Origin of the sequence: Erwinia persicina NBRC 102418 (assembly GCF_001571305.1) — a bacterium.
Taxonomy (GTDB): domain Bacteria; phylum Pseudomonadota; class Gammaproteobacteria; order Enterobacterales; family Enterobacteriaceae; genus Erwinia; species Erwinia persicina.
In genome coordinates this window covers 150,092-175,458 of the sequence record NZ_BCTN01000002.1, presented here as the reverse complement: position 1 = coordinate 175,458, position 25,367 = coordinate 150,092, and the positions used below count along the sequence as shown (strand labels likewise).

24 protein-coding genes are annotated in these 25,367 nt (G+C 57.8%); 9 read left to right on the top strand and 15 right to left on the bottom strand.

Annotated features, from left to right (window positions below):
- Positions 1–15: 15 nt before the first annotated feature.
- On the bottom strand, positions 16–1,359 hold the full coding sequence (locus EPE01S_RS03730) for an ABC transporter substrate-binding protein (RefSeq protein ID WP_062743423.1): 1,344 nt from the start codon (positions 1,357–1,359) through the stop codon (positions 16–18).
- 530 nt (positions 1,360–1,889) lie between these two features.
- On the opposite strand from EPE01S_RS03730, the gene EPE01S_RS03725 reads away from it, so the two are divergent.
- Positions 1,890–2,489 carry a GNAT family N-acetyltransferase gene (locus tag EPE01S_RS03725; RefSeq protein ID WP_062743254.1) on the top strand — a complete coding sequence of 200 codons (600 nt, stop codon included), beginning with the start codon at positions 1,890–1,892 and terminating at the stop codon, positions 2,487–2,489.
- A gap of 12 nt (positions 2,490–2,501) precedes the next feature.
- Positions 2,502–3,593, top strand: coding sequence for an ABC transporter ATP-binding protein (locus tag EPE01S_RS03720; protein WP_062743253.1), 1,092 nt, complete (start codon positions 2,502–2,504; stop codon positions 3,591–3,593).
- A gap of 71 nt (positions 3,594–3,664) precedes the next feature.
- Here the strand turns inward: EPE01S_RS03720 and EPE01S_RS03715 are convergent, their stop codons facing one another.
- Both EPE01S_RS03715 and EPE01S_RS03710 read right to left on the bottom strand, forming a co-directional pair.
- Complete coding sequence (locus EPE01S_RS03715; RefSeq protein ID WP_062743252.1) at positions 3,665–4,786, bottom strand: ROK family transcriptional regulator; 1,122 nt, start codon at positions 4,784–4,786, stop codon at positions 3,665–3,667.
- On the bottom strand, positions 4,783–5,673 hold the full coding sequence (locus EPE01S_RS03710; protein ID WP_062743251.1) for a glucosamine kinase nucleotide-binding domain-containing protein: 891 nt from the start codon (positions 5,671–5,673) through the stop codon (positions 4,783–4,785). Before EPE01S_RS03710 ends, EPE01S_RS03715 begins: the two co-directional genes overlap by 4 nt.
- Positions 5,674–5,962: 289 nt before the next feature.
- On the opposite strand from EPE01S_RS03710, the gene EPE01S_RS03705 reads away from it, so the two are divergent.
- Positions 5,963–7,111 carry a Gfo/Idh/MocA family protein gene (locus tag EPE01S_RS03705; protein WP_062743250.1) on the top strand — a complete coding sequence of 383 codons (1,149 nt, stop codon included), beginning with the start codon at positions 5,963–5,965 and terminating at the stop codon, positions 7,109–7,111.
- Between the two features lie 211 nt (positions 7,112–7,322).
- Positions 7,323–8,531 (top strand): diguanylate phosphodiesterase, encoded by a 1,209-nt coding sequence (locus tag EPE01S_RS03700; RefSeq protein ID WP_062743249.1) that lies wholly within the window; start codon positions 7,323–7,325, stop codon positions 8,529–8,531.
- A gap of 48 nt (positions 8,532–8,579) precedes the next feature.
- On the opposite strand, the gene EPE01S_RS03695 is transcribed toward EPE01S_RS03700, so the two are convergent.
- The gene (locus EPE01S_RS03695) at positions 8,580–10,412 is read right to left on the bottom strand and encodes a methyl-accepting chemotaxis protein (RefSeq protein ID WP_062743248.1); all 1,833 of its coding nucleotides are present in this window, start codon (positions 10,410–10,412) and stop codon (positions 8,580–8,582) included.
- 231 nt (positions 10,413–10,643) lie between these two features.
- Between EPE01S_RS03695 and EPE01S_RS03690 the strand changes: the two genes are divergently transcribed.
- Positions 10,644–11,063, top strand: a complete 420-nt coding sequence (locus EPE01S_RS03690) for a GNAT family N-acetyltransferase (protein ID WP_062743247.1) — start codon at positions 10,644–10,646, stop codon at positions 11,061–11,063.
- A gap of 11 nt (positions 11,064–11,074) precedes the next feature.
- Here the strand turns inward: EPE01S_RS03690 and EPE01S_RS03685 are convergent, their stop codons facing one another.
- Positions 11,075–11,524 carry a DUF4385 domain-containing protein gene (locus tag EPE01S_RS03685; protein ID WP_062743246.1) on the bottom strand — a complete coding sequence of 150 codons (450 nt, stop codon included), beginning with the start codon at positions 11,522–11,524 and terminating at the stop codon, positions 11,075–11,077.
- Positions 11,525–11,926: 402 nt separating this feature from the next.
- On the opposite strand from EPE01S_RS03685, the gene EPE01S_RS23780 reads away from it, so the two are divergent.
- A complete protein-coding gene (locus tag EPE01S_RS23780; protein ID WP_218007816.1) occupies positions 11,927–12,100 on the top strand; it encodes a YnfU family zinc-binding protein in 174 nt (57 codons plus the stop codon).
- Between the two features lie 41 nt (positions 12,101–12,141).
- On the opposite strand, the gene EPE01S_RS03680 is transcribed toward EPE01S_RS23780, so the two are convergent.
- The 4 genes from EPE01S_RS03680 to exaC form a co-directional block, all read right to left on the bottom strand.
- Positions 12,142–13,050 (bottom strand): LysR family transcriptional regulator, encoded by a 909-nt coding sequence (locus EPE01S_RS03680; RefSeq protein WP_062743245.1) that lies wholly within the window; start codon positions 13,048–13,050, stop codon positions 12,142–12,144.
- Between the two features lies 1 nt (position 13,051).
- Entirely contained in the window at positions 13,052–13,813 is a 762-nt protein-coding gene (locus tag EPE01S_RS03675) for a YdcF family protein (protein WP_062743244.1), read from the bottom strand.
- Between the two features lie 121 nt (positions 13,814–13,934).
- Entirely contained in the window at positions 13,935–14,960 is a 1,026-nt protein-coding gene (adhP, locus tag EPE01S_RS03670) for an alcohol dehydrogenase AdhP (RefSeq protein ID WP_062743243.1), read from the bottom strand.
- A gap of 26 nt (positions 14,961–14,986) precedes the next feature.
- Positions 14,987–16,507: an acetaldehyde dehydrogenase ExaC gene (gene exaC / locus EPE01S_RS03665; RefSeq protein ID WP_062743242.1), complete on the bottom strand. Its 1,521-nt coding sequence runs from the start codon at positions 16,505–16,507 to the stop codon at positions 14,987–14,989.
- Positions 16,508–16,789: 282 nt separating this feature from the next.
- On the opposite strand from exaC, the gene EPE01S_RS03660 reads away from it, so the two are divergent.
- A complete protein-coding gene (locus EPE01S_RS03660) occupies positions 16,790–18,577 on the top strand; it encodes a sigma-54-dependent Fis family transcriptional regulator (RefSeq protein WP_062743241.1) in 1,788 nt (595 codons plus the stop codon).
- Here EPE01S_RS03660 and EPE01S_RS03655 read toward each other — a convergent pair.
- The 5 genes from EPE01S_RS03655 to EPE01S_RS03635 form a co-directional block, all read right to left on the bottom strand.
- Complete coding sequence (locus EPE01S_RS03655) at positions 18,574–18,969, bottom strand: YybH family protein (protein WP_062743240.1); 396 nt, start codon at positions 18,967–18,969, stop codon at positions 18,574–18,576. The genes EPE01S_RS03660 and EPE01S_RS03655 overlap by 4 nt on opposite strands.
- A gap of 88 nt (positions 18,970–19,057) precedes the next feature.
- Positions 19,058–19,855 carry an anti-sigma factor family protein gene (locus tag EPE01S_RS03650; protein ID WP_062743239.1) on the bottom strand — a complete coding sequence of 266 codons (798 nt, stop codon included), beginning with the start codon at positions 19,853–19,855 and terminating at the stop codon, positions 19,058–19,060.
- Positions 19,852–20,367 carry a sigma-70 family RNA polymerase sigma factor gene (locus EPE01S_RS03645; RefSeq protein WP_062743238.1) on the bottom strand — a complete coding sequence of 172 codons (516 nt, stop codon included), beginning with the start codon at positions 20,365–20,367 and terminating at the stop codon, positions 19,852–19,854. The genes EPE01S_RS03650 and EPE01S_RS03645 overlap by 4 nt, the downstream gene beginning before the upstream one ends.
- 26 nt (positions 20,368–20,393) lie before the next feature.
- Positions 20,394–20,924 carry a tetratricopeptide repeat protein gene (locus tag EPE01S_RS03640; RefSeq protein ID WP_062743237.1) on the bottom strand — a complete coding sequence of 177 codons (531 nt, stop codon included), beginning with the start codon at positions 20,922–20,924 and terminating at the stop codon, positions 20,394–20,396.
- Positions 20,925–20,937: 13 nt separating this feature from the next.
- The gene (locus EPE01S_RS03635) at positions 20,938–21,522 is read right to left on the bottom strand and encodes a cytochrome b (RefSeq protein WP_062743236.1); all 585 of its coding nucleotides are present in this window, start codon (positions 21,520–21,522) and stop codon (positions 20,938–20,940) included.
- 383 nt (positions 21,523–21,905) lie between these two features.
- Between EPE01S_RS03635 and mqo the strand changes: the two genes are divergently transcribed.
- Positions 21,906–23,558, top strand: a complete 1,653-nt coding sequence (gene mqo, locus EPE01S_RS03630) for a malate dehydrogenase (quinone) (RefSeq protein ID WP_062743422.1) — start codon at positions 21,906–21,908, stop codon at positions 23,556–23,558.
- A gap of 71 nt (positions 23,559–23,629) precedes the next feature.
- Here the strand turns inward: mqo and EPE01S_RS24040 are convergent, their stop codons facing one another.
- Positions 23,630–24,430: a hypothetical protein gene (locus EPE01S_RS24040; protein WP_118664107.1), complete on the bottom strand. Its 801-nt coding sequence runs from the start codon at positions 24,428–24,430 to the stop codon at positions 23,630–23,632.
- Between the two features lie 128 nt (positions 24,431–24,558).
- Between EPE01S_RS24040 and EPE01S_RS03620 the strand changes: the two genes are divergently transcribed.
- On the top strand, positions 24,559–25,200 hold the full coding sequence (locus tag EPE01S_RS03620; protein WP_062743235.1) for a Vat family streptogramin A O-acetyltransferase: 642 nt from the start codon (positions 24,559–24,561) through the stop codon (positions 25,198–25,200).
- The last annotated feature ends 167 nt before the right edge of the window (positions 25,201–25,367 follow it).

Below are 25,367 nucleotides of genomic sequence, written 5' to 3'. Positions count from 1 at the left end.
ACCGGGCCATGGGGCTTAACGCTTCATGCTTTTCAGGTAGCGCTGATAGTTGTCGTCAAAGTTCGTCACCATCTTATCGACCGTCTGGCGGCCACCGAGCAGCAGCTGGACGTTCTGATTCAGTTCGGCGTTCATGGTCGGCGTGGCCCAGTCAACGTAGTGGCCCAGTCCGTCATGCTCATTAAGGGTTAACCACACCTGCCACGCCTCTTTCAGCAGCACGTTATCGGCAGGCACCTGCGCATTTTTATTCGAGCTGGCTGGCAGGAAACCGGCTTTCAACCAGCGGTCAGCCATGGCATCTGACACCATATAGTCGATGAATTTCGCCGCTGCATCCTGCTGGGTTTTGTCTTTTGCCGTACTGGTCACCGAAAAGGCCAGATCCGTACCGCCGACCATCAAAGGATGCGTGACCCCGGCACCTGCCGGCATGGCGGCAAAGTGGATATCTTTATTATCTTTAAACTGGCCAAGGTACCAGGTACCGCTGATCAGGAAGGCTGACTGGCCGTTCTGGAACAGGGTGGCCGCATCATCGTTACCAATGCCCTGGAAGCCTGGGAAGAACCAGCCTTTATCATTCCAGCTTTTCAGCATCTCTCCGGCTTTGGTCAGTTTCGGATCCTTGAAGGTACCGCCGACGTCATAGATTAGATCATCAAGCGTTTTACGGTCTTTACTGTCGATTTGTGCCTGCCAGAGGGTACTCAGCATCTGCTGGCCCATATTGCCGTCCAGCAGGCCCAGCATCATCGGAGCCACCCCCTGCTCTTTTAGCTTCGCCATGGCATTTTCCAGTTCTGGCAGTGTCTTCGGCACGGCAATCCCGGCTTTATCCAGCAGGGCTTTGTTGTAGTAGAGCCCGACCATCTCGCCAAGACTGGCCACGCCGTACAGCTTACCGCTGCCGAAGTCACCTTTATCAGACCAGCGGTTACGCTTGAGGATGGAGTCCGGGAAGCGCTGCGTCCAGCCGTAAGTGCTGGCATAACCGTCCAGCGGCAGCAGCAGCTTATCTTTGACCAGCGATCCCATGTCTCCCCCGCCCTGATTGACCTGAGCAATCTGCGGGCCATCGCCCGCGGTTAACGCCAGCTTCAGCGGAATGCGGGTGTCTTCAAAAGAGTGCACGGAGCGGTTAATAATGATGCCCGGGTTTTCCTGGGAAAAGGCTTTGATTCCTTCATCCACGGCGGCGGTCTGCTGCGGGTAGTTATAGATATCCCATTCATTAAGCGTGACGGCGGCATGGGCGCTTTGCGCCAGGCATCCCACCAGCGTGCCCGCTGCGATCAGACGAGAGAGCAGACGCACGGAAGCGCGAAACGGGAACGAACGAACGGATGAATTAGACATAATGCTCGGTTTCTCCATCACGGAATGGGCATCCTTTCATCTCGACATCTGCTCATCCCGCAGACTGACGCCACGATAATTATCGCACCTCTCAATACTTACTTTAATAAGAAAACAAAGTCAAACCTCTGCGCAGGGGAATTTCCGCACTGTGATCCGGGGCGAGAAATCAGCAGGTTGCGCCCCCTGCCAGCAGGTCGTCGTGCCATAAAGGTCAACATCCGCCGATCAATCCGTCCTTATCACGCTCTGCCAGTACAATACGCTGATTCACCGAAGTAAAAACTAACCCTCTGTATTACCATATGAAAATCATATGTTTCTTCCTGCGGGAATAACCGATGAAGCCAGTAAAATAACCAAAGCCGCTGTGTAACGGGTGTGCGGACGATCACAGATGCCACTAGCGGCGCTGCTGATGGCGAACCAACGCCCCGCTTTGTGAAGTGACGCAATTATTTCATCTTGAAAACTAAGTCTGCATTCATTAACGTTGAAATGGCTCAATGGCTGACCAACGAGAAGAGAAGATGAATAATCCCAGTACGATCCGTGCGGCCACCCCCGCAGACTATCCGGCGCTCTATCGCATCTGTCTGCAAACCGCCCATGCCGGTCAGGATGCGACGGCGCTCTACTCTGATCCGGAATACCCCGGGCAGCGTTTTGCTGTCCCCTATGCCCGCTTTGCGCCGGATTTCGCCTTTGTGCTCGATGTGGGCGGCGAAGTGATGGGCTACGTCGTGGCCGCACCGGATACGCGGGCGTTTGAAGCCCGTCTGAATGAATCATGGTGGCCAGCCTTGCAGGAGCAGTACCGCCAGCGCCAGCCGGAAGCCCCGCTCGATGGTAATCTGCTGAACAGTATCCGCCATCCTGACACGGCTGCGGAAGAACTGGTCAGCAACTGGCCTGCCCATCTGCATATCAACCTGTTACCGGCGCAGCAGAAAGGCGGCTGGGGCCGCAAGATGATTGAGCATCAGCTGAATGCGCTGCGGGCCGCGGGAGTACGCGGGGTTCATCTGGGCGTCAGTCTGCAAAACGAGCAGGTGTGTGCTTTCTACGAGCGGATGGGCTTCCGGCCCCTGCTGCGCAGCAACGCTATTTATATGGGCCAGTTACTCTGAGTGAGGCAGCCGATGACCAGTTTGCGATTGCAGAACGTTGAAAAGTCTTACGACCATATCAGTGTGATCAAAGGCATTGATCTGACCATTAACAGCGGGGAGTTTGTGGTCTTTGTCGGGCCTTCCGGCTGCGGGAAGTCGACCCTGCTGAGGATGATTGCCGGGCTGGAGGAGATCAGCGGTGGGCAACTGCTGATTGATGAAGAGGACATGACCCAGCGCCCGGCCACCGAACGCGGCGTGGCGATGGTTTTCCAGTCCTACGCGCTCTATCCCAATATGACGGTGCGCGGCAACCTCGCCTACCCGCTGGAGGTGGCGAAAAAACCGAAGGCGGAGATTGCCCGGGCCATTGCAGAAACCGCTGACAAACTGCATCTGACGGAGTTACTGGATCGTCATCCGCGCGCCCTGTCGGGGGGCCAGCGACAGCGGGTGGCGATTGGTCGCGCCATTATTCGTCATCCACGTATCTTTCTCTTTGACGAGCCACTCTCCAATCTGGATGCGGAGCTGCGCCTGCAGATGCGTATTGAGATTGCCCGCCTTCACGCTTCGCTCGGGAACACGATGATTTATGTGACCCATGACCAGCTGGAGGCGATGACGCTGGCCGACCGCATCGTGGTGCTGCGCCAGGGGCGCATTGAGCAGGTCGGGTCTCCACTCTCCCTGTATCACGATCCGGATAATCTGTTCGTGGCGGGGTTTATTGGTTCGCCAAAAATGAACTTTATTGCCGGGGAGGTGCTGGCCTGTCGGGCCGGAGAAGTGCAGCTGCGCCTGCCGTCATTAGGCATCGCTATGCTGACGCTGCCCCTGCATTCAGACTGCCAGGAGGGGCAGCGGGTGACGCTGGGCATCCGCCCCGAACATTTCCAGCCGGTCAGCGGGGAGGGCCCGGCCGCACGTTTCAGCGCGGAGCTGACCTACAGTGAGCTGCTGGGGCACACCAATTACCTGTATCTGAAGACCGGCAGCGACGCCATGCTGGTGGTGGAAGAGCGCGAGGTACATGAGCGGGAGATGGGGACACAGGTGACGTGGGCTATTCCCCCCGCCCACTGCCTGCTGTTTGATGAGCAGGGGCAGCGGATCCGCTAGTCGGGCCGGGGTAAGACACCGGGCGGACCGCTCACAAAGGGGACGCCACCGCATCAGGGGACATCCGCCGGTTATACCGGCGATTCTGCCTCGTCATTGGCCCGGGCGGCCAGCAGATCCAGCAGCTTATTAATGGCAAACCCGGCGGCCCCCAGCGCCCACATGCGGCTCGACTCGGTGAGGAACTGCAGCGGCGTGGTCTGCGGCGTCAGCTTCAGCCGATAGGCCTGGAAGTTAAGCGTTATATGGTCAAGCAGAATACGGGATGCCATCTGCGGCTCCATCGCCAGATAGACCACGTCCGGATCGTAGGCAATAGAGAGGTTGGCCAGGGAGATCCCCAGGTGCCGCCCCGCTTCTTCCAGCGCTTCAAGCGCTTCCGGTGTGGGATTGCTGTCCAGCGACTTCAGCGTTGCCGACGTGGCTTCCGGCCCGCAGACCCGCTGAAGCACCGCCCTTGAAGAGGCCACTTCTTCCAGCAGACGTAATGACCCGTCCCCCAGTAATGCATGACCAATCTCTCCGGCTTTACCGTGACGCCCGCGATAGAGCTGACGATCCAGCAGAATACCTGCACCAATACCTTTGCCATAGGTCGCGATCACCGCCGACTGTACGTTCCCCAGTTGACCAAACACCATCGCCGCCAGGGCCATCGCGTTGGCGTCATTTTCGATAAATACCGGCAGGTCAAAACGCGCTTCGAGCAGCTGTGCTATCGGCACGTTATCCCAGTCCAGCACGTTGGAACGGATGCAGACGCCCTGCTCTGCGTCCACCAGGCCGGACAGCGCCAGGCCGATGGCACCGACGCGTTTCCCTTCCACGCCGCGCAAAAATTTTGCCAGCGCATCACTGAGTTGACGGGGGGTCATCGCCCCCGACGGGATCTGCTGTTCACTGAGCAGATTACCGTTCAGATCGGTCATCACGATCAGGTTACGTTCAGCATTGAGCTGAATACCTACCACGCTGGCGCGATCGGGGTTGAGGCCCAGCAGCGTTTTGGGTCGTCCCATCGATACGCGCCGCAGGCCCAGCTCCTGGATCACCTCATGGGCCAGCAGGCGGTTAGTGGCCTGGGAAACGGTCGACATACTTAAGCCGGTCCGCACTTTCAGGTCGGACTGGCTGATGGGGGCATTTTCAACAATCAGGCGCAGAATGCGCGCGGTCACGTTTGGCGCGGTCATATTTCCCTTGTTTCAGCCAGTGAGGCGTTATGGCGGGCCAGATAAAGTGCGCCCGCCAGAGCATCCTGCCGGGGGGCGACCAGCAGTGTGCGGATTGCCTCAGGCAGCCAGCGTTCAACAGGTGAAGCCAGCCCACCCATCAGGGCAATGCGCCCGTTACTGAGACGGTGCAGACGACGCACCAGCAGAGTGATATCGTCAGCGGTCTGTTGGATCAGCGCCACGGCATGGGGATCGCCGGCATCGGCCGCGCCAAACACCTCGGGCACGACGCTGGCCCAGTCACCCGGCGTGGCGGTGCGCGTCCAGAGTAGCATTGACTCGGCACTGTGGTGAAAGCGCGCCATGACGCTGTGAGTCAAGTCCGTTTTGGCAATGATTTCTTCATGGGCCAGCAGCGCCAGCCGCAGGGTCCGGCGGCCGAGGTCGGCACCCGCCCCCTGATCTGACAGCGCAAAGCCCCAGCCGCCGAGCAGCGTAAAGCGCTCCCCGTTCCAGGCCGCGCCCTGGCTGCCGGTGCCGACAATCAGCACGGCACCCGGCTGCCCGTCGTGGGCCCCGGCACAGGCAATTTCAACATCGGTGATGGCCTGCACAGCGGCACAGGCGGGTTGCCAGCTGGCGAGGCGTGCCTGCACCGAAGCGACATTCGCCCCGGCCAGCCCCGCGACCAGCGCCGTTCTTGCCAGCGCGTCGGCCGGCAGCCCCGCTTCCGCGATGGTCCGGGCGATCAACTGCTCTGTACCCTGGATGGCCTGCGTGTAATCGGACCAGACATTGGCCGGGCCGCCGGTGGTTTCGGCCAGGACGGTACCGCTGTAATCGGTTAGCCGCGCGCGGCTGCGCGTGCCTCCGCCGTCAATACCGAGGAGATAGTCTGGGTGCACGCGTTTCCTCCCAATTAAGCCAGGTGAACAGAGGTGACAGTAGTGTCCGAACGATAGGTGAAAAAAACTTAAATCGCAATAACAAATAAATATGACGAAATTTACGTAAAGTAAAATTGATTATAATCAGAAAGATAACTTTTAAACCCCGTAAGTGTGATGTCACCGATATTGACATTAGTTTTTCTGTCGTAATAAGTTGGTGGTCAGATAATCTCCAGCTGACCTCCCCCGTTCGGGTTGGCTTACCGTTACCTCATGCTTCGGCATTTCCGTCAGGGGTTTTAACATGAAAGTAGGCATTATCGGTCTGGGTTTCCGCCTGTCCCATGTCGTTCACGAGTTCAGTAAAGCCGATGCGGCGTTTGAACTGGCTGGTTATTACGATTCGGCCCCGGCGGGCCTGGCGAACCTCCAGAGCTTTGGTATTGCTGCCGGGACGGCTTATGACTCAACGGACGCGCTGTTACAGCACGGCGACCTCGATCTGATCCTGGTGGGGTCACCCAACTTCATGCACCTTGAGCATATTCGTCAGGCGCTGGCGGCGGGCTATCGGGTGTTTACCGAAAAACCGGTGGTGATTAACGAAGCACAGACAATGGAAATGGCGAAGCTGGTGCGCGAATACGGTCAGGACCGGATTCTGGTCGGGCTGGTGCTGCGTTACTCGCCCCTGTATCACGATCTGCTGGCCGCCCGCGATGCCGGCCAGCTGGGCGAAATCACCTCGATCGAAGCCACCGAGCATATCAAGCCCTATCACGGGGCATTCTTTCAGCGCGACTGGCGGCGGCTGGAGAAATATGCCGGTCCCTATATTCTGGAAAAATGCTGCCACGATATTGACCTCTATCAGGGGCTGATTGGCGAACGTCCGGTGCGCGTGGCCAGCTTCGGCGGCCGGAAGTCATTCACTCCGCAGCACACCCCCCAGGGGGCCGTGACGGCGGACTCAGAGGTCTACCATGTGAAACCCAGCGGCTGGTCATCGACCGATGCGGTGTTTGACAGTGATGCGGATATCGTCGACTACCAGACGGCGATGATTGAGTATGCCAGCGGGGCTGCCCTGTCGTTCCACGCGAATCTCAACGTCCCCGATGAGTTTCGCCGCTTTTGCGTTATCGGCACTGACGGAATGGCCGAGGGGGACTTCGTCCGCAACTATTTCCGCGTCCACAACGCCCGCACCGGCAAAAAAGAAGTGGATACCGCCTACAGTGGTAATGCCTATGACGGCCATTACGGTGCCGACGCGCTGATGGCAGAAGAGATTGTGAAACACATCACCCGGGGCACGCCGCTCAAAGTCTCGGTGGTGGATGCACTGGAAGCGGGCCTGACGGCGATTAAAATTGATGAAGCCCGTAAAACCCGGCAGGTGATCGACCTGACGGAGACCTGGAAACAATTCGATGCCCACCACCAGGGGTAACCAGGAGGTGAGTTTACACCTCCCCTGATCCGGCGTGTCCCCCTCGCCGTGCAGGCTGTCATAGCACTACAGACTGGCTCGTTGTCTCAGCCGGCCCCCGGGCCGGTTTTTTACTTTCTGTATTACCCAGTGTTTTCTTGCGACCGGCAATCACTCTGCGATAAATTCATCTGTAATAACGCCCTTCCCACGTCAACCAGGTCAGGAACGCATGTTAACGACGCTTATTTACCGTAGCCGCCTGTGCAGAAGCGTCAGCGTACATTTTCTGGCACAGCTGGCGGGAAAAGCGCAGCGCTTTAATGAGACGGTCAGCGTCACCGGCATCTTGCTGTTTGATGGCGACTACTTTTTTCAGATCCTCGAAGGCCCGGCTGAGGCCATCGACAGGGTATATAACCGGGTGCGTCACGATCCGCGACACACGCAGATAGTGCAGCTGATGCGCGATTACGCCCCTGAGCGGCGGTTCGGCAAGCTGGGCATGGAGGTGATCGATATGCGCAATCTCTCCTCTGAGCAGATCCTCGAAAAAGTTCTCAGCCGTGGCACCGCAAAATATCCGCTGAATTATGGCGACCGGGTGTTCAAATTTATCAAAACCTTTGTCACCGGACCGCGAAAGAATCATCTGTCGCTGCCCGATGACAGTGCTGAGTGGCGTTTCACCGCTGAAGCGGACGCAATGCAGATGCGGACTTGCGCTCCTGACGGCGAACCCTGTCAGTTTGCTCTGCAGCCGGTGGTGAATCCCGGTGCCCGCAGCATCGGCTATCTGGAAGCCCTGATCCGCAGCCCGTCTGGCGGTTCACCGGCGGATTTTTTTGCGGCGATCCCCGCCGATAAGCTGTATGAAGCGGATCTGCATGCCAAGAATGCGGCGTTTGCCCTCGCCAGCCAGCTGGACATTGGCCACGCGCAGATCGCAGTGAACCTGCGGCCCATGTCGCTGGTGCTGGTGCCTTCAGCCGTGGATATATTGCTGGAGCAGATTACGCGTCACGGGCTGGAGCCGGAACAGGTGATCGTGGAAGTGACGGAAGATGAGTTTATTTCGCGTTTTGATGAGTTTGAAAAGGCTATCCACCAGCTGCGCTATGCCGGTATTGGCCTGGCGATTGATGACTTTGGCGCGGGCTTTGCCGGACTTTCTCTGCTGGCCAGGCTGCAGCCTGAAAAACTGAAAATTGATCGCAGTCTGATTGAGTCGATTCAGACTAACGGGCCGAAACAGGCGATCGTCAGAGCCATCGTCAACTGCTGCGCATCGCTGGAGATCACCGTGGTGGCAGAAGGCGTTGAAACGGCCGCCGAGTGGCGCTGGCTGGAAGCGGCAGGGATTCATCATTTTCAGGGATATCTGTTTGCCAGACCACTGCTGAACGGCATTCCGGCGGTGGCCTGGCCCCATCTTAACTGATTCGGTCAGGCCCGGTGCCAACGCACCGGACCCTTACGAAATCCCCTGTCAGGCGTGGGTGGTAAAGCGTGATACAGAATTCAACAGACTTTCAGCCTGGTCGCGCAGGGCGTTTGCCGCTGATGAGGACTGCTCCACCAGAGCAGCATTTTGCTGCGTGACGTTGTCCATTTCCGTGATGGCGACGCCGACCTGTGAAATACCGCTGTTCTGTTCGTCAGAAGCCTGCGCGATCTCGTTAAGAATGCCGGTAACGCTCTCTGCTGAAGTGACAATGTCACGCATTGTTCCCCCGGCCTGCTCCACCAGCACCGCCCCGGAGTCAATCTGCTTCACCGACGCCGCTATCAGCGTGCCAATCTCTTTGGCGGCCTCTGCGCTGCGCTGGGCCAGGTTTCTGACTTCCGTTGCGACGACGGCAAAGCCCCGTCCCTGCTCGCCCGCCCGCGCCGCTTCCACGGCAGCATTCAGCGCCAGAATATTGGTCTGGAACGCAATACTGTTAATGACGGTAGTGATGTCATTAATTTTCACTGAGCTGGCGGTAATGGCGCGCATCGTTTCCGTCACCTGAGTGACGATACTGCCCCCTTTATTGGCGATAGAGGCAGTCGTCTGGGCCAGGCTGGTGGAGTGATGGATATTCTGTACGTTATTTTTGACCGTGGCGGTCAGCTGTTCCATGCTGGCGGCCGTTTGCTCCAGCGCTGCGGCCTGCTGTTCCGTCCTTGACGAGAGATCCTCATTACCCGCTGCAATCTCAGCAGAGGCCAGATTGACCTGCGAGACGCCGTTGCGGATATCACTGATAATGCGGCGCAGGTCGTCATTCATGCCACCGACCGCGTTCATCAGTTTACCCATCTCGTCACGTCGCGGAGTCGCCATATGCATACTGAGATCGCCGGAGGCAATGCGCCGGGTAAACGTCAGAATGGATGACAGCGGACGGGTAATCAGGCGGGTGATCACCATCGCGATCGCGATACCGGTGACCACGGCGGTCAGCAGGATCGCCACCATCCAGACAATCGCCTGCCGGATATCTTCCTGGGTGGCATCAATTTCCTGTTCGAACAGCTGCCCGCTAATCGAAGTGAGTTTGAGGCCGGCGGCCGCCAGCGATCGGGTGGCTTCCTGCTCGGCGAGGAATGAAGTGCGATAACTGCTCACCTGCTGTTCTTTCACATTCAGCGTAGCGACGACGGACTGGAGACGCTCACGTTCTGCGGGCCGCATCTGAGGTGCTACTGACTGTAGTAACTGAATCGATTCAGTTATAGAGCCTGCCAACGCATCCTGCGCCGCTTCACTGTTCTGCAGTTCCAGCAGCGTCAGACGGATCGCGACGCCATCAAGGTGTTTAACTGACTCTGCCAGTGCCGCAGCAGGCGCGGCAAATTCGGGCTGACCGGCATACGCGGCAGAAAGACCGGCGACCGCCTCTCTTTCTTTGCTGACCGACAGTGCAGAGGCGATTTGACTGCGCTTCTGGGTTTCCAGCACGGTTTCCGCGCGTTTATCGCGATAGGTCGCGATATAGCCAGTCAGGCTGTCGAGCTGCGATCGTTTATCTGCACTCCAGTGGCGCTGTTTCAGTTCATTAATCTGCGCCTCGACCTCCTGCAGGTGCCGGTCATTGGCGGTGATAAATTGTTCATCGTGTGTTTTGATATACTGCAGGCGTGCATCTTTCGCTAAGGCAAACTGGTCAGTCAGGATTTTTAACATCCGCACTTTTCCTGCGCGGTCGCCAATATCATCCAGACTTTTAATCCCGCAGAGTGCCACGGCAATACTCAGGATCAAAACCAGGCCAAAACCTGACATTAACTTTTTTCCAACGGCCATATTCTCAAAGTAAACAAACAACTTTTTCATTAAATAAACTTCCTTTGTTGAACGACGCTTGTTTTAGTAAATCGCTCAGTTATCGGCAGCGCAGGGGCGAGAAATAGTTTATTTAGTTACTTTACTATCACCTCTTGGTAACAATTTGTTATTCACACGCAACAGCAAAAAAAGGGGGTGTTGAGCTGTTCAGAGGGTGAATTCTCGACTAAGGTTACCGGCCACTGCTCTGCCTTTTTATTACCGCGTATAAGGTGACTCATGGATGTAACCGTTGTTGAACATATTTCAGAGTCGGACAAAGAGGATCTGCTGGCGGGGTTAAGAAGCTATAACCGTCAGTTCATCAGTAAAAAAGACTGGGGCGATCTCGGCCTGTTTAGCCGCAATGAGGACGGTGTCCTTCTGGGGGGACTGATCGCTTCCAGAGTCGGGCTGTGGCTGAATATTGAGTATCTGTGGGTCAGTGAAGCGGCGAGAGGCAGCGGGCTGGGAGCCAGATTGATCCAGACGGCGGAGCGCGAAGGCGTTATAAAGGGGACGCGTCAGGCGCTGGTGGATACCTTCAGCTTTCAGGCGCTGCCCTTTTATCAGAAACAGGGTTACCAGTTGCAGATGACCTTAGCGGATTTTCCTGACCCGGGCATACAGCGCTATTATCTGACTAAACATCTGGTGTAGCCTCGCCAGCTTTATCCATATTGTTGCTGATGTTTTTTCCTGCGCGCCAGATAATCCTTATCGGCGCGAATGTTATCCCAGCAGGCTTTAAATACGGCGGCCGCGGCGGCTTTCTCTTCATTCAGGGTATAAGGAAGGATATTTCCGTCAGCATCGTATTTTTTACCGCCCTTGTGGTTGGCATAGCGACGGGCCCGCGTGTACCCCATCTGAATAAATTTGCGGGCCATATCCATGCCAACAAAATCGTCGTTATTCCGGTAGTCCTCAAACATCGCCATAATCTTTTTAGCGGACGTTTCTGCTATCGCCACCGTTTTAAAACGCCAATGCGGCAGGATCTCTGATTTATAGGGTTCCACCATCAGCACACCCTGCTCCCCGCGCCCGACCTGATAGTGTTCCGGATGCAACCGGCAGTCGAGCTGTGTGTAGTCCTTCTGGTAGTCAAACGCCTTCATCTCCGTTCTCTCCGTTCCTTACCTGAATGAGCTTCGTTCGTTTATCCAGCCTGGCACAGGCTGAACGGCTTTGCCGCTTGCCCTGCGTGGAATAAGCTCGCCGCTAATACAGACCCTGAAAGCAGCATCAGTGTTATCTGCCGATAACCTGCTGAGAAAGGCGTGCTTAAGATGCAGGGAGTAAATAAAACAGACATTGCGGCGTTGTGCATTTTTTGGCACGTTTAACCGGACAGTGATCATCAGGCGGTATACAGTGGCGGCACTTATGCCGGGCGCGTTGCTGGCGGGTTCCCGGCCCCAGCCATTCTCTGGCGTTGCAGGATGCTGTTCATCCCGGTCAGGGAAGATGAAAACGACGTTCACGCAGTCATCATATTCGCCGCCAGTCAGTGAGGTTTTATGTCATTTATCAATGATGTTATGAAGCGCTTATCCAGCGCCACGGCGTCAACTACTCAGGCCGTATGCCCGGTTTGCGGGCATCGCTCATCCCATGCTGCCATCAAAATTCGCCAGCAAAAAACGCTGCTCTGCCCGTCCTGTAAATCCCTTTTCGTTGTGCCTCATTCATGAAGATGCCGATTTGACTCCTCAGAAGGTTTTTCGTGACACTGTCACAAAGGTACCTGCTGACGGCAAACGGTGAGCAGCAGCTGCCGTAGCCAGCGGTGAGCGGGATCGGCCTCCGATCGCGGATGCCACATCTGCGACACGGTAATCGGCGCGGTTTTCACCGGCAGTTCAAACATCGTCAGCCAGCCCTCTGGCTGGTTAATTAAAAACGACGCCGGTACCAGCGCCACCAGGTCAGAGGCCCGGGCTACCGCCAGCGCGGCGGGAAAACCCGGCACCACGGCCTGCACTTTGCGCTGCAGGCCCAGTTCCGCCAGCGCGTCATCTACCGGCCCCGTGCGGCGGCCGCTGCGTGAGGCCACAACGTGGCCATAAGCCGTATACTGCTCAACACTGACGCCCGCCTGCTGCGCCAGCGGATGATCCCGGCGGACCACGCCGACGAAACGATCGCGAAACAGTGCCTGAAGGCGAATTTCCGGCCCCATCTCCCCGGCCACACCAATTTCAATATCCACCAGACCTTCACGCAGCGGCTTCGCGCTCTTTTGCGGCTTTGGGGCAAATCGCAGCCGCACCAGTGGGGCTTCGCTGGCAGCAGCGGCGATTAGCGCCGGGCCAAAAGCTTCCACAAAGCCGTCGTTGGCGCGCAGCGTGAAATCGCGATCGAGTGTGGCCGGTTCCAGCGTGGTGATGGCGGGCCGCAGCACGGCACGGGCTTCAGTTACGGCTCGCCGGCTGCTTTCACGCAGGGCTTCGGCCCGGGGCGTCAGCACCATCTGCCGCCCTGCCCGCACCAGCAGCGCATCGCCGGTCACGCTACGCAGACGGCTCAGGGTACGGCTCATGGCCGAGGCACTGAGCCCCAGACGACGCGCGGCCGCCGCCACGCTGACTTCCGCCAGCAGCACGTCCAGCGCGATCAGCAAATTCAAATCAGGTTCAGTCATTTCAGCGCACGCTCGCTGCAAAATCTGGCTGGGCCATCAGACGCTGCCAGGCCTGTTCCACCGCATGGGGAACGTCAACATGGCCGATAAAGCCGAGGCCCTGCGGGCCATAGCCCTGATGATCGTCACGCAGCCGGCGGACTTCGCCCAGCGCCATCGAAAGATAACGGTCCAGCGCCCACAGTCCGTCAGCCGGGCTGGTGCCGGTGATCACCGGCTGCCCCTCCTCTAATGCCAGCTGAGGGACAAACACCGGCCAGCTGATGAAATCGGCCTGTATCCCCTGGCGTCGCCATTCATGCCGGAAGGTTTCGGCGGTTCTGCGCTGCATCAGTGGGTCCTGAACCAGCAGAATGCGTTGGGGTTCAAGCCCGCGGGCGGCCAGTATACGGCGGCTGAACGCGGCATTTTCACCGCAGTTACGCGACTGATCCTCCAGGATCAGGCGATCGGCAGGCAGGTGAAAACGCTGCATCGCCGCATCCGCCAGTAACCGGGCCTCGCTGGCGGCCTGACTGTCGACCTTTACCGCCTGCAGCACCGAGGTTAACAGCCCGGTTGAATGGCCGACGCCACCGCTCAGAACCACCGGCATGGACGCCTGCGTCAGCCAGGCAAAGGCTCCGTCAATGGTCGGCAGGATGGCATGGCCGGCGAGGATCATGAGGTCAGCACGGCGATCCTGTTCGCTGACCGCATCATTCACGGCCAGCCAGTGGGTGAGAGTATTAAGGTGCGCAATATCCTGCGGGGTCAGCGTCATAAGCGGGCTTTTACCAGGGAAACATCCGTCCGATGATATCACTGAAAGTGGGTGGTTTGCGAACAGGCACAGCGCGCTGCGGTGCCTGTGAGGAAGGCCAGTGTTGACCTGGCCGACAGGTTTAGAGGGACAGATCGATAACGATACGCCCCTCAATTTTACCGGCATGCATACGGGCAAAAATATCGTTGATATTGGCCAGCGGCTCGACGGCGATGTTCGCTGCCACCTTATGGCGGCCGGCAAAATCCAGGGCTTCCTGCAGATCCTTGCGCGTGCCGACAATCGATCCGCGTACGGTAATGCCATCCAGCACCATATCGAAAATCGACAGGTCAAATTTCCCCGGCGGCAGCCCGTTCAGCACCATCGTTCCGCCGCGACGCAGCGTACCAATGGCCTGTTCAAAGGCTTTGGGCGAGACGGCGGTGACCAGCACGCCGTGTGCGCCGCCGAACGACTCTTTAAACACCTTCGCCGGGTCAACGTTGCGGGCGTTGGCCGTGACGCTGGCCCCCAGTCGTCTGGCAAAGGCCAGTTTGTCATCATCAATATCCACTGCCGCCACGTTAAAGCCCATGGCCACCGCGTACTGGACCGCCATATGGCCCAGCCCGCCGATCCCGGACACCACCACCCAGTCCCCGGCTTTGGCTTCGGTCATTTTCAGTCCCTTATAGACCGTGACACCGGCGCACAGAATGGGGGCAATTTCATTAAAATCGATATTGTCCGGCAGAATGCCGACATAGTTCGCATCGGCCAGGCAGTACTCGGCAAAGCTACCGTTTACCGAATAACCGGCGTTTTGCTGCGAATGGCAGAGGGTTTCCCAGCTGTCCAGGCAGTGTTCGCAGTGGCCGCAGGCAGAATACAGCCACGGCACGCCCACGCGGTCGCCCTCCTGAATATGTTTGACGCCCTCGCCGACCGCCACCACATAACCGACGCCCTCATGGCCCGGAATAAACGGCGGTTGCGGCTTGACCGGCCAGTCACCTTCGGCGGCGTGCAGGTCGGTATGGCAGACGCCGGTGGCGATGACTTTCACCAGCAGCTGACCCGGTCCCACCTCGGGGATCGGCACCTGTTCAATCACTAACGGTTGACCAAAGGCTTTCACGACGGCAGCTTTCATGGTTTTCATTATGCACTCCTTACGGGAAAACAGGCTTAAAACAGCCCTAACGGTGCTGTGTCATAGCTGACCAGCAGGTTTTTGGTTTGCTGATAGGCGTTCAGTGCCATCTTGTGCGTCTCGCGCCCGACGCCCGACTGCTTGTAACCGCCAAAAGCGGCGTGGGCCGGATAAATGTGATAACAGTTAGTCCACACGCGTCCGGCCTTGATGCTGCGGCCCATGCGATAGGCAAGGTTCGAGTCGCGCGTCCAGATGCCCGCCCCCAGGCCAAACTGGGTTTCGTTGGCAATCGCCAGCGCCTCCGCTTCATCCCGGAAGCTGGTCACGCCAATCACTGGCCCGAAAATTTCCTCCTGGAAACAGCGCATCTGGTTATCTCCCTGGATAAGGGTTGGCTGGATGTAGTAGCCGCTGTCCAGCTCCGGGCCCAGGCTGGCGCGTTCACCGCCCGTGAGAATTTTTCCGCCTTCCAGACGGGCGATATCGATGTAGGAGAGGATTTTGTCGAACTGCTGCCGCGATGCCTGCGCACCGATCATCGTCTCCGTATCCAGCGGGTCACCACGTTTGATGGTGGCGACTTTTGCCATCACTTTTTCCATAAACGGCGCATAGATCGCTTCATGGATCAGTGCGCGTGACGGGCAGGTACAGACTTCGCCCTGGTTGAAGAAGCCCAGCACCAGCCCTTCTACGGCTTTATCAATGAAATCAGGCTCGCCGTTCATCACATCAGCAAAATAGATGTTCGGTGACTTACCGCCCAGCTCCACGGTGCAGGGAATAATGTTTTCTGCCGCACAGGCCATAATGTGGCGGCCTACCGGGGTTGAACCGGTAAAGGCAATCTTGGCGATACGGCGGCTGGTGGCCAGGGCTTCTCCGGCTTCCCGGCCAAAGCCCTGCACGACATTGAGCACCCCCGGCGGGAAGAGATCCCCGGCCAGTTCCAGCAGCAGTGTGATCGCCAGCGGCGTCTGTTCAGCGGGCTTCAGCACCACGCAGTTACCGGCTGCCAGCGCCGGGGCCAGCTTCCAGGCCGCCATCAGCAGCGGGAAGTTCCACGGGATAATCTGCCCGACCACGCCCAGCGGCTCGTGGAAGTGATAAGCAACGGTTTTCTCATCAATCTCGGCAGCGCTGCCTTCCTGCGCCCGCAGGCATCCGGCGAAGTAGCGGAAGTGATCCACGGCCAGCGGCAGATCCGCATTAAGGGTTTCACGGATCGGTTTGCCGTTATCCCAGCTCTCTGCCACGGCCAGATATTCCAGGTTCGCTTCAATCCGGTCTGCCAGCTGCAACAGCAGGTTGCTACGATGCTGAACGCTGGTTTTTCCCCAGGCGTCTGCGGCGCGGTGCGCCGCATCCAGCGCGGCGTCGATATCACGCGCATCGGAGCGCGGAAACTGCGCAATGTCACTGCCGTTCACCGGGGAGGTATTCATAAAATACTGGCCGCTCAGCGGTTCGACGAATTGGCCATCAATGAAGTTGCCATAGGCGGCCTTAAAGGAAACCAGGGCTCCGGGGGTACCGGGATGGGAATAACGCATCGCAAAATCCTCTTGTAGGGGGTTCTCAGAGAGATTCAACCGCGCCGTACTGCTTTTCATACGTTGTCACGGTTGAACGATCCCTGTTGCACGCGGCGTGCCAGTTTCAGGATAAGGTATCGCGGTTTTTAATCATCATAAAAATCAGATGGATAGGCTTTGAGGTTTATCTGTAACGGGAAGTCTGAAGGAAAAATTCTGCAACTGTGTTGCAAATCGCAACACCCTGAATACCAGATGGCTACAATGTCGCAACACTCTGACGACGGTATGAGGTTATCAATGCAGGGATTTTCGTCACCGGCCATTCCCGCCGCGATCGCGCCCGATCCCCTTCTGAGCGACTCCTGGTTTCGCAGCCAGTTATACGGTCTGGATCGCCTTTCCGATGATTTTCCCCGACTGCGCCAGGGAGAACTGGCAGATGTGCTGGCTCACCACGCCACGCTGCAGCAGTTTGCCCGGCCTGCCATCAACGCCCTGGCCGAAAAAGTGGCCGACAAGCAGGCCGTGGTGATCCTCTCCGACGCCAGCGGTCTGGTCCTGAATACCTTTGGCGACATGCAGGCGCTGAAAAAAGCCGAACGCTTTGCACTGGCGCCTGGAAATTTGTGGAGTGAATGCGGGCGCGGCACCAATGCTATCGGCACGGCGCTGGCCATTGATGACTGCTGTGAGATCGACGGTCAGCAGCATTTTCTTACCCGTAACCAGGGCCTGTACTGTGCGGCCATTCCGCTGCAAACCCCCGGCGGTCAGATTGCCGGCGTGCTGGATATTTCCGGTCCGGCGCATTTTGCCCATCCGCATACGCTGGCATGGATCAATGAGGCAGCCAGACAGATTGAGTATCTTTGGGTGAAGCAGACCCTGCATCCTGACCAGTGGCTGATGAGTCTGCATCAAGGGCTGGAGGGACTTGACCGGGCTGAAGAGCTGTTACTGGTGTTTTCTGACAATGTACTGATGGCAGCCAACCGCGTTGCGATGCGTGAGCTGACGTTACGCAGTGAGCAGATGGGCAGTCTGACCTTTCAGCAGCTCTTTCCTCATTTGCAACAGCACGCTAATCAGGTCCCGCAGTCCCTGACAACCTGTGATGCGCAGCACTATTTTTTCCGCCTGCGTGCCCCGGCCCGTCGCCACGTTGCTGCCCGGCAGACCGGATCCTCCCTTCTGCCGGTGCCGCTGCGTGACGGCGGGGACAAGCTGGTGCGCCTGCTGAATGCCGGGGTATCACTCTGCGTACAGGGCGATACCGGCAGTGGCAAAGAGTATGTCAGCCGTGCGCTGCATCAGCAGAGCCGCTGGCGTCAGGGGAATTTTGTCGCCATTAACTGCGCGGCGATCCCCGAGTCGCTGATCGAATCGGAACTGTTTGGCTATCAACCGGGGGCCTTTACCGGTGCCAGCAAGAACGGCTATATCGGTAAAATTCGCGAAGCCGACGGCGGGGTGCTGTTTCTGGATGAAATTGGCGATATGCCGCTGGCACTGCAGACCCGTCTTCTGCGTGTTTTACAGGAAAAAGAGGTCGCCCCGCTGGGTTCGAGCCGCAGCTGGCCGGTGAATTTTGCCGTGATCTGCGCAACGCACCGCAACCTGCCCGCGCGGGTCGCCAGCGGTGAGTTCCGCGAAGACCTGCTCTACCGTCTGCAGGAGTTTTCACTGACTCTGCCGCCCCTGCGCGAGTGGCCGGAACTGCCTGCCTTTATTCTGCAGCTCTGGCAGGAAATGGGAGGGGAACAGCGGGGCATCGGTCTGTCGCCGCGGCTGCTGGCTACCCTGACACAGCAGACATGGCCGGGCAATGTCCGGCAGCTGCGCAGCGTGCTGAAGGTGTTACTGGCGCTGGCAGACGATGATACCCAGCTGGATGCGGACAGCCTGCCGCCGGAGTATCGGCATTGTTCACCACCCCTGCGCCCCGCACTGCAACAGCATGACGACGCCCTGATTGCGGCAACGCTGCAACGCTTTAACGGCAACGTCAGTAAAGCGGCGGAGGCACTGGGGGTGGCGCGCAGCACGCTCTACCGGCGGGCGGCGCGCCAGTCTTGCGGAGATTAACCGTCCAGCAGCGTGGTGCCGTAAGAGTTATCGATAGTGCAAAGCCAGCCGCCGTCCGGCTCCTGACGAAAGACATAGGTGGCCCGGCGCGTGGTGGTGACGCTGCCTCCCGCGCCGTCCGGATAGTGCAGGACCGTTTCCATAATCACCAGGGCGTTTCCGCTGCCTTCGATGACCTGCATCTCGCCCTGCTCTACCCTGAGCTGGCCCTGAAAGTGGTCGGCAATCGCCACAAAGGCCCGGCGAATGGCATCGTGCCCCTGCACAATCATCCCGGGTTTCACCACCAGGCTGGCATCAGCGGCATACCAGCCCATCAGGCTGTCAAAATCCCGGGCGGTGATCGCCCGGTCACAGGCTTCTATGATGCGTCGTATCGGGTGTGAATTCACGTTAATGGCTCCTGACTGATAAGGTTGGTTTTTCACCCTGTCATAACGGTGCCAGAAAACAAGGCTTTTATCTCCTTATCTGTTTGTCTCAGGCTGCGCTTAAGCCCTGCCTCAGCCTCCCGGCGCTCTGTTGCAACTGTTGTGCCGGAGTGCGGCCAATCAGCACAAACTGATAGCCCCCGGCGTGCCACCAGGCGAGACTCATCCCGTGACGCCGCTCCGCCTGTATCCCGGTTTCATTTTCATGCTTTTCACGCGAGACGCAGAGTGCTACCGGCCCCCACTGGGCGTGTTCCCAGGCGATCTGCACGATGCTGGTATCGTCATAGCGCAGCAGGCGCACGCTTTTCAGCGCGGCATTGTGTAATGCCAGCTGTTCCGCGCTGAGCTGCAGGCCCATCTGCTGCGAGGTCCGTTGCAGCGCCCGCGCAATCAGCGGTGCGGAGCTGTCCACGTCGGCCAGCGTCTGCCGGCTATAGAGGGACATATACCCGGCTTCCAGGTCGCGGATCTTCTCGCTTTCACGCTGCGCGGCATCGGGCCGGACAAAATAGCCGAGGCTGGAGCCGATGGCGAGGAAACTCAGCGAGGCCGCAATTAGCGCCCGGCGGCTGACCTGGCGGGTCGCGGCCGGCGCGGGCGCTTGCGCCAGCAGGCGATTGAGGTCGTCCTTCATCTGCGCCGCCGGTGCCGCCGCCAGCAGCGGTTCAAAGGCCGCTTCAAACGGCTGGTTGCTTTTCATCAGTGCAGCGGTGCGGGCAGACAGCGTCTGATCACGCTTCAGCTGCTGTTCAAAGTCCTGCATCTCGTCTGCGCTCATCTCACCGTCGAGCCACGCGGTGATTGCTTCATCGCTCCAGGGGGCGCTTAACCGTTCTCTGTTCACAGGCGTTTCTCCTTTACGGTCGCTGAGCCGGTTTCGGCTCGTGCCAGCGTAGTCCTTGCCGCCGCCAGACGGCTCATAATGGTGCCAATTGGCACGATCAGCGTGTCAGCCGCTTCCTGATAGGTAAAACCTTCAACATAGACCAGGAATACGGCGTTCCGTTGTGCCTCCGGCAGTCTGGCCACGCGCTGCATCACCTGCTGATAGTGCAGATGGTTATCGTCATGCTGGCGGGTGTCCGGGGCATAAAGTTCGTCGCTGTCGACAAACCCCTGCCCCTGGCGGACGCGCTGCGCACGCAGATCGTTGATCCACACCGAATGCAGCAGCGTAAATAACCAGCGGTCAATGCGCGTGCCGGGGGTGAACTGTGCGCTGCGCTCAAGCGCCCGGACACAGGTGGTCTGCACCAGCTCACGGGCGACCTCGTTGTTACGGGACAGCACCATCCCGTAGCGCCACAGGCGCGTAAGATGGTCGGCCAGATGATGGCGGACTTCGCTGCTCGTCATGTTTTCTTCTCCAGGCCGCCGGCCGTTCAGGACTCAGGGTGGCCGTTTATCGCCGCCTGTAAATCCCGGTACTCTTCACAGTTCACCCCGCACAGGGAGCGAATGACCGCCAGCTGCTCGCGGGCCAGGTCAGGTCGCCCTTTAATCATCCACGCCTCCCCGAGGTATTCGCGTACCCGGGCATAGCGTGGATCGAGCGCTATAGAGCGCTGATAATAGCCTATCCCCTCATCCGTGCGCCCTGATTTCCGCGTGGCGTAGCCACGATAATTCCATGCCTCGCGGGTATCCGGATTATCTAACCTGTCCAGCAGATTCAGTGCAGCCTGATAGTCACCCTTCTTCGCCAGGTGGTAGGCGTAGCGGGTTTTATCCTCATCGCTGAGACGGCTGGTTTTTTCCACGACGCACTGCCTGCGGGTGCTGTCATAGACCTGACCTTTCGGGCAGTCCGGGGTTTTGCTCTCGCTGTTGTCATCGCCCATCGCCTGCGCCAGCGGCGCGTGCAGACTAAACAGCAGTGCCGGAAGTGCCATCAGTAACGTCATTTTTTTCATGGTCGTTATCCTGTCAGGAAGCGGAAGTATTGCGAGCGGGCAGCATTCTGCGCAGGACGCTGTCGCGCAGAACATAGTGATGGAACAGTGCAGCAAGCGCGTGGACACCGGCCAGAATAATCAGCGCCCAGGCCACATTGTCGTGCCAGCCGGCCAGCTGATGACGTCGGCCGGGATCGACGACGATCCACGCAGGAATATGAAACAGACCGAAGAAGGTAAAAGGCTCCTGCTGCGCCCAGCGGAACATAAAGCCGAGGCCTGTCTGCGTGAACAGCAGGAGATACAGCGCCCCGTGTACGCTGTGCGCGGCAATACGGGAAAGGCGCGATCCTGCTGCAGGTGGCAGGGCAAAGCGCGCCCGCTGCTGGCTGAAGATGCGCCACAGTGGGCGGATAATCATCACAACCGCCAGCATTATGCCGCAGGAGATATGCACGGACTGTAAGCCTTTACGCAGCGGTGTCCCGCGCTCCAGCAGCGCCCAGATATGCGCCGATGCAAACAGAAAGATAACGCTGCCGGCGGTCAGCCAGTGCAGCGTCAGAGTCAGGGCGTCATAGCGCTGACGCAGGGGCCGTGAGGAAGGTAATGACATCGCGAGGGGTTTCCTGTCGCAGTGAGAGATGTTCAGTTAACACCTGAGGAGGGTTTTCTATTCGAAAAAATATCACCTTTTCGACCGACAGCGTGGGGCCAGGGGGGGCAGCATTGAACGCGGCACGGACAGTAAAAGGCTGCTACGCGTCCTTTCCCCGGAAAGGAAATGGGTCGTTATTTTTTCATCCCTTCGGTTTATTTAATAACAAAACCGCGCCTATTTATAAGTAAATAAACTCAGAGGGTAATTAAATTAAACGTTAAGTAAGTAAATTAATTTGGTGATTTGATTTAAATATAATAAATAGTTATTAACTTTTCGTTAAATTAAGCCTAAAATATGCGCTCAATTTGTTAACCTATATTGATGCCTTATTTAATATGTCTAACTTTAAAAGAACGATCCCCCTGCTTTCTCTGTCAGCAGTGCTGGTGTGCACCAGTACCTGGGCTGAAACTCCTGCCACGGAAAAAACCGATGTCCTGCTGATCGGCGGCGGTATTATGAGTGCCTCTCTGGGCACCTGGTTACAGGAACTTCAGCCAGGCTGGAAACAGCTGATGGTCGAGAAGCTGGACGGCGTGGCGCTGGAATCCTCTAACGGCTGGAATAATGCCGGTACAGGTCACTCCGCCAATATGGAGCTGAACTATACGCCCGAGCGTCCGGATGGTTCTATTGATGTGTCTAAGGCCCTGGACATTAACGAACAGTTTATGATTTCCCGCCAGTTCTGGACTGCCCAGGTTAAGCGCGGCATCCTGAACAATCCGCACTCTTTTATTAACTCTACGCCACATATGAGTCTGGTCTGGGGTGACACCAACGTTAACTATCTGACCAAGCGTTATGAAGCGCTGCAGCAGACCACCCTGTTCCAGGGCATGAAGTTCTCCACCGATCAGAACCAGATCAAACAGTGGGCACCGCTGACCATGGAAGGCCGCGATCCGCAGCAGAAAGTGGCGGCAACCTGGACCCCGGTCGGCACCGACGTCAACTACGGTGAAATTACCCGTCAGCTGATCGGCAGCCTGAAGAAAGATAAAAACTTCCAGCTGGAAACCTCCGCTGAAGCGACCGATTTCAAACGTAACCCGGATAACTCCTGGCATGTGACCATCACCGATGTGAAAACCGGTGAAGAGCACGCGGTCGATGCCAAATATGTCTTCATCGGTGCAGGCGGCGGCGCGCTGAAGCTGCTGCAGAAAACCGGCATTCCTGAAGCGGATAACTATGCAGGCTTCCCGGTGGGCGGTTCCTTCCTGGTGACTGAGAACCCGGAAATCACCAAACTGCACACTGAAAAAGTGTACGGTCAGGCTTCCGTGGGCGCGCCGCCGATGTCCGTACCGCACCTGGACGCCCGCTTCCTCGACGGCAAGCGCGTGGTGCTGTTTGGGCCGTTCGCGACCTTCTCCACCAAGTTCCTGAAAAATGGTTCGCTGTTCGATCTGTTAAGCACCACCACCACCAGCAACTTTATGCCAATGACTCATGTCGGCATGGATAACTTCGATCTGGTGAAATACCTGATTGGCCAGGTGATGCTGGATGACAATGACCGTTTTGAAGCGCTGAAAGAGTACTACCCCGCTGCACGTAAAGAAGACTGGAAGTTAATTCAGGCAGGCCAGCGCGTCCAGATCATCAAAAAAGATGAAGAAAAAGGCGGTGTGCTGAAACTGGGTACAGAAATTGTGACCGATCAGCAGAAAACCCTGGCGGCCCTGCTGGGTGCTTCCCCGGGTGCGTCCACGGCGGCCCCTATTGCGCTGAACGTGATGAAAAAGCTGTTCCCTGAGCAGTTTAACTCTCCGGAATGGCAGAGCAAGATCCGCACTATCGTGCCGAGCTATGGCCAGCAGTTAAACGGCAACAGCGCGCTGACTCAGCAGGTGTGGGACGATACTGCCGCCACCCTGCAGCTGGTGAAGCCACCGGTAATCGATATGGATCACAAGCAGGCAGACGCCCCTTCTCAGCCAGAGAAACGCGCCGACAGCCCGCAGCACGACATGGCACTGTAAGCCCTTCTGACGTGAAAAAGGCCGATCCTCAGGATCGGCCTTTTTTTATGGACTGAATACGGGGAGGCCGATCAGCCAGCGCTATTCTGACTGTCCGTTGCTTCCGTAAAAGCGGGCTTGGTGCGGGTCACCGAGTAGTCCACCTTTTTGACTTTACCGGGTACGGTGGTGATTTCCACCGGCGGGATGGTCACACGGCCCAGGCCGAACAGGGTCTGTACATAACCGCCCACCTGATGCTTGCCGGGCTCGACAAATACCGCCCGTTTCTCTCCCCGCTTGAGGATCCCCGCTTCCGTGCCGTCAATGGTCAGCGTAATGGATGAACCGTCATCTGCGCGGGTCACGATATGCGAAACATCAATCTGCGTCGGGCCGCTGCTGAACGGTGCCACGGCCTGAGTGCTTTCTGACGCTGAAATTTTCTCGTCCTTCACCGGTGCTGCTGCCGCAGGCGTCGTGTTTTCGACGGGGGCAGGCGCGCTGGCCGTCGCAGCGGGGACGTCGGCTGACGGTGAGGTGGCCGGCGCTTCGGCCGTGCTGGCCGGTGTCTCTGCGCTCGCCGCCGCTGGCGTGACGGGCTCTGTGACAGCACCCGGTGCGGTGATCGGCTGCGTCTGCACCGGCTGTTCGACAGGTGTTGGCTGCGCGGTATCTGCAGACGGCGTCGATTCTGCCGGCTGGGCAGACGGGACAGGTTGTGCTGCCTCTACCGGCTGTGCAGATTCTGCCGGTTGTGCGGCGGCAACGGGCGCATCGGTGGCATGAGCGGCCTCCCTCACGGGGGCCTGCGTGGACGCCGGTTTGAAGGCGGCACATCCGGTCAGCGTGGTGGCGGCAACGACGGCTGCCAGCGTAAAACGATACAACATTATGGCGAATTCTCCTCGGCCGAATTTGGCGCAGCTATCATAACGCCCCTCTGCGCCTGAATACAGCTTAGGCGGATCGGTATCCTCTGAATTACACTCTCTTTACGCTATGACTACAGGAGGACTTTATGTACGGACCCCATCCGGACGAGAAACATCCCTTACCTGACTTCCCTCAGGTCTGTTTTATTAAAAACAGCGTCACCTGTCCCAATATCATCATTGGTGATTACACCTATTACGACGACCCGGAAGGGGCAGAAAACTTTGAGCGCAACGTGCTCTATCACTACCCGTTCATCGGCGATAAGCTGATTATTGGTAAGTTTTGCGCCCTGGCGCGCGGGGTGAGATTTATCATGAATGGGGCCAATCATAAGACCTCCGGCCTCTCTACCTTCCCTTTCTTTATCTTCGGCAACGGCTGGGAAAGTGCTGCGCCCGAGCCTGGCGACCTGCCCTATAAAGGCGACACCCGCGTGGGTAATGACGTATGGATGGGTTATGACTGCCTGATTATGCCCGGCGTCACCATCGGTAACGGCGCGATTATTTCGTCACGTTCAGTGGTGGTGTCTGATGTTCCTGCCTACAGCATCGTGGGAGGAAATCCGGCAAAGGTGATCCGTCAGCGTTTCAGCGATGAAGTGATTGCTGAGCTGGAAAACATTGCCTGGTGGGACTGGCCGCCAGAGAAGATCACGCAGAATCTGGCGGCGATAACGTCCGGGGATATTGCGCGCTTAAAGGCGCTTCAGAGCGCCTCTTAGAACGTTTCGCGGGTCGTCCTTTTTCATTGGTCGGCCCTTCCGTGCTGACCTTGCGGCCAGCCTAAGCCCTAAGTACTCACCTGTTTTATTGCTTATTTGCGCATTTGATTTAAGTCACGTACCACTAAAATAGTCTGATTACACACGCTTTTTACTCCCGAACTCTG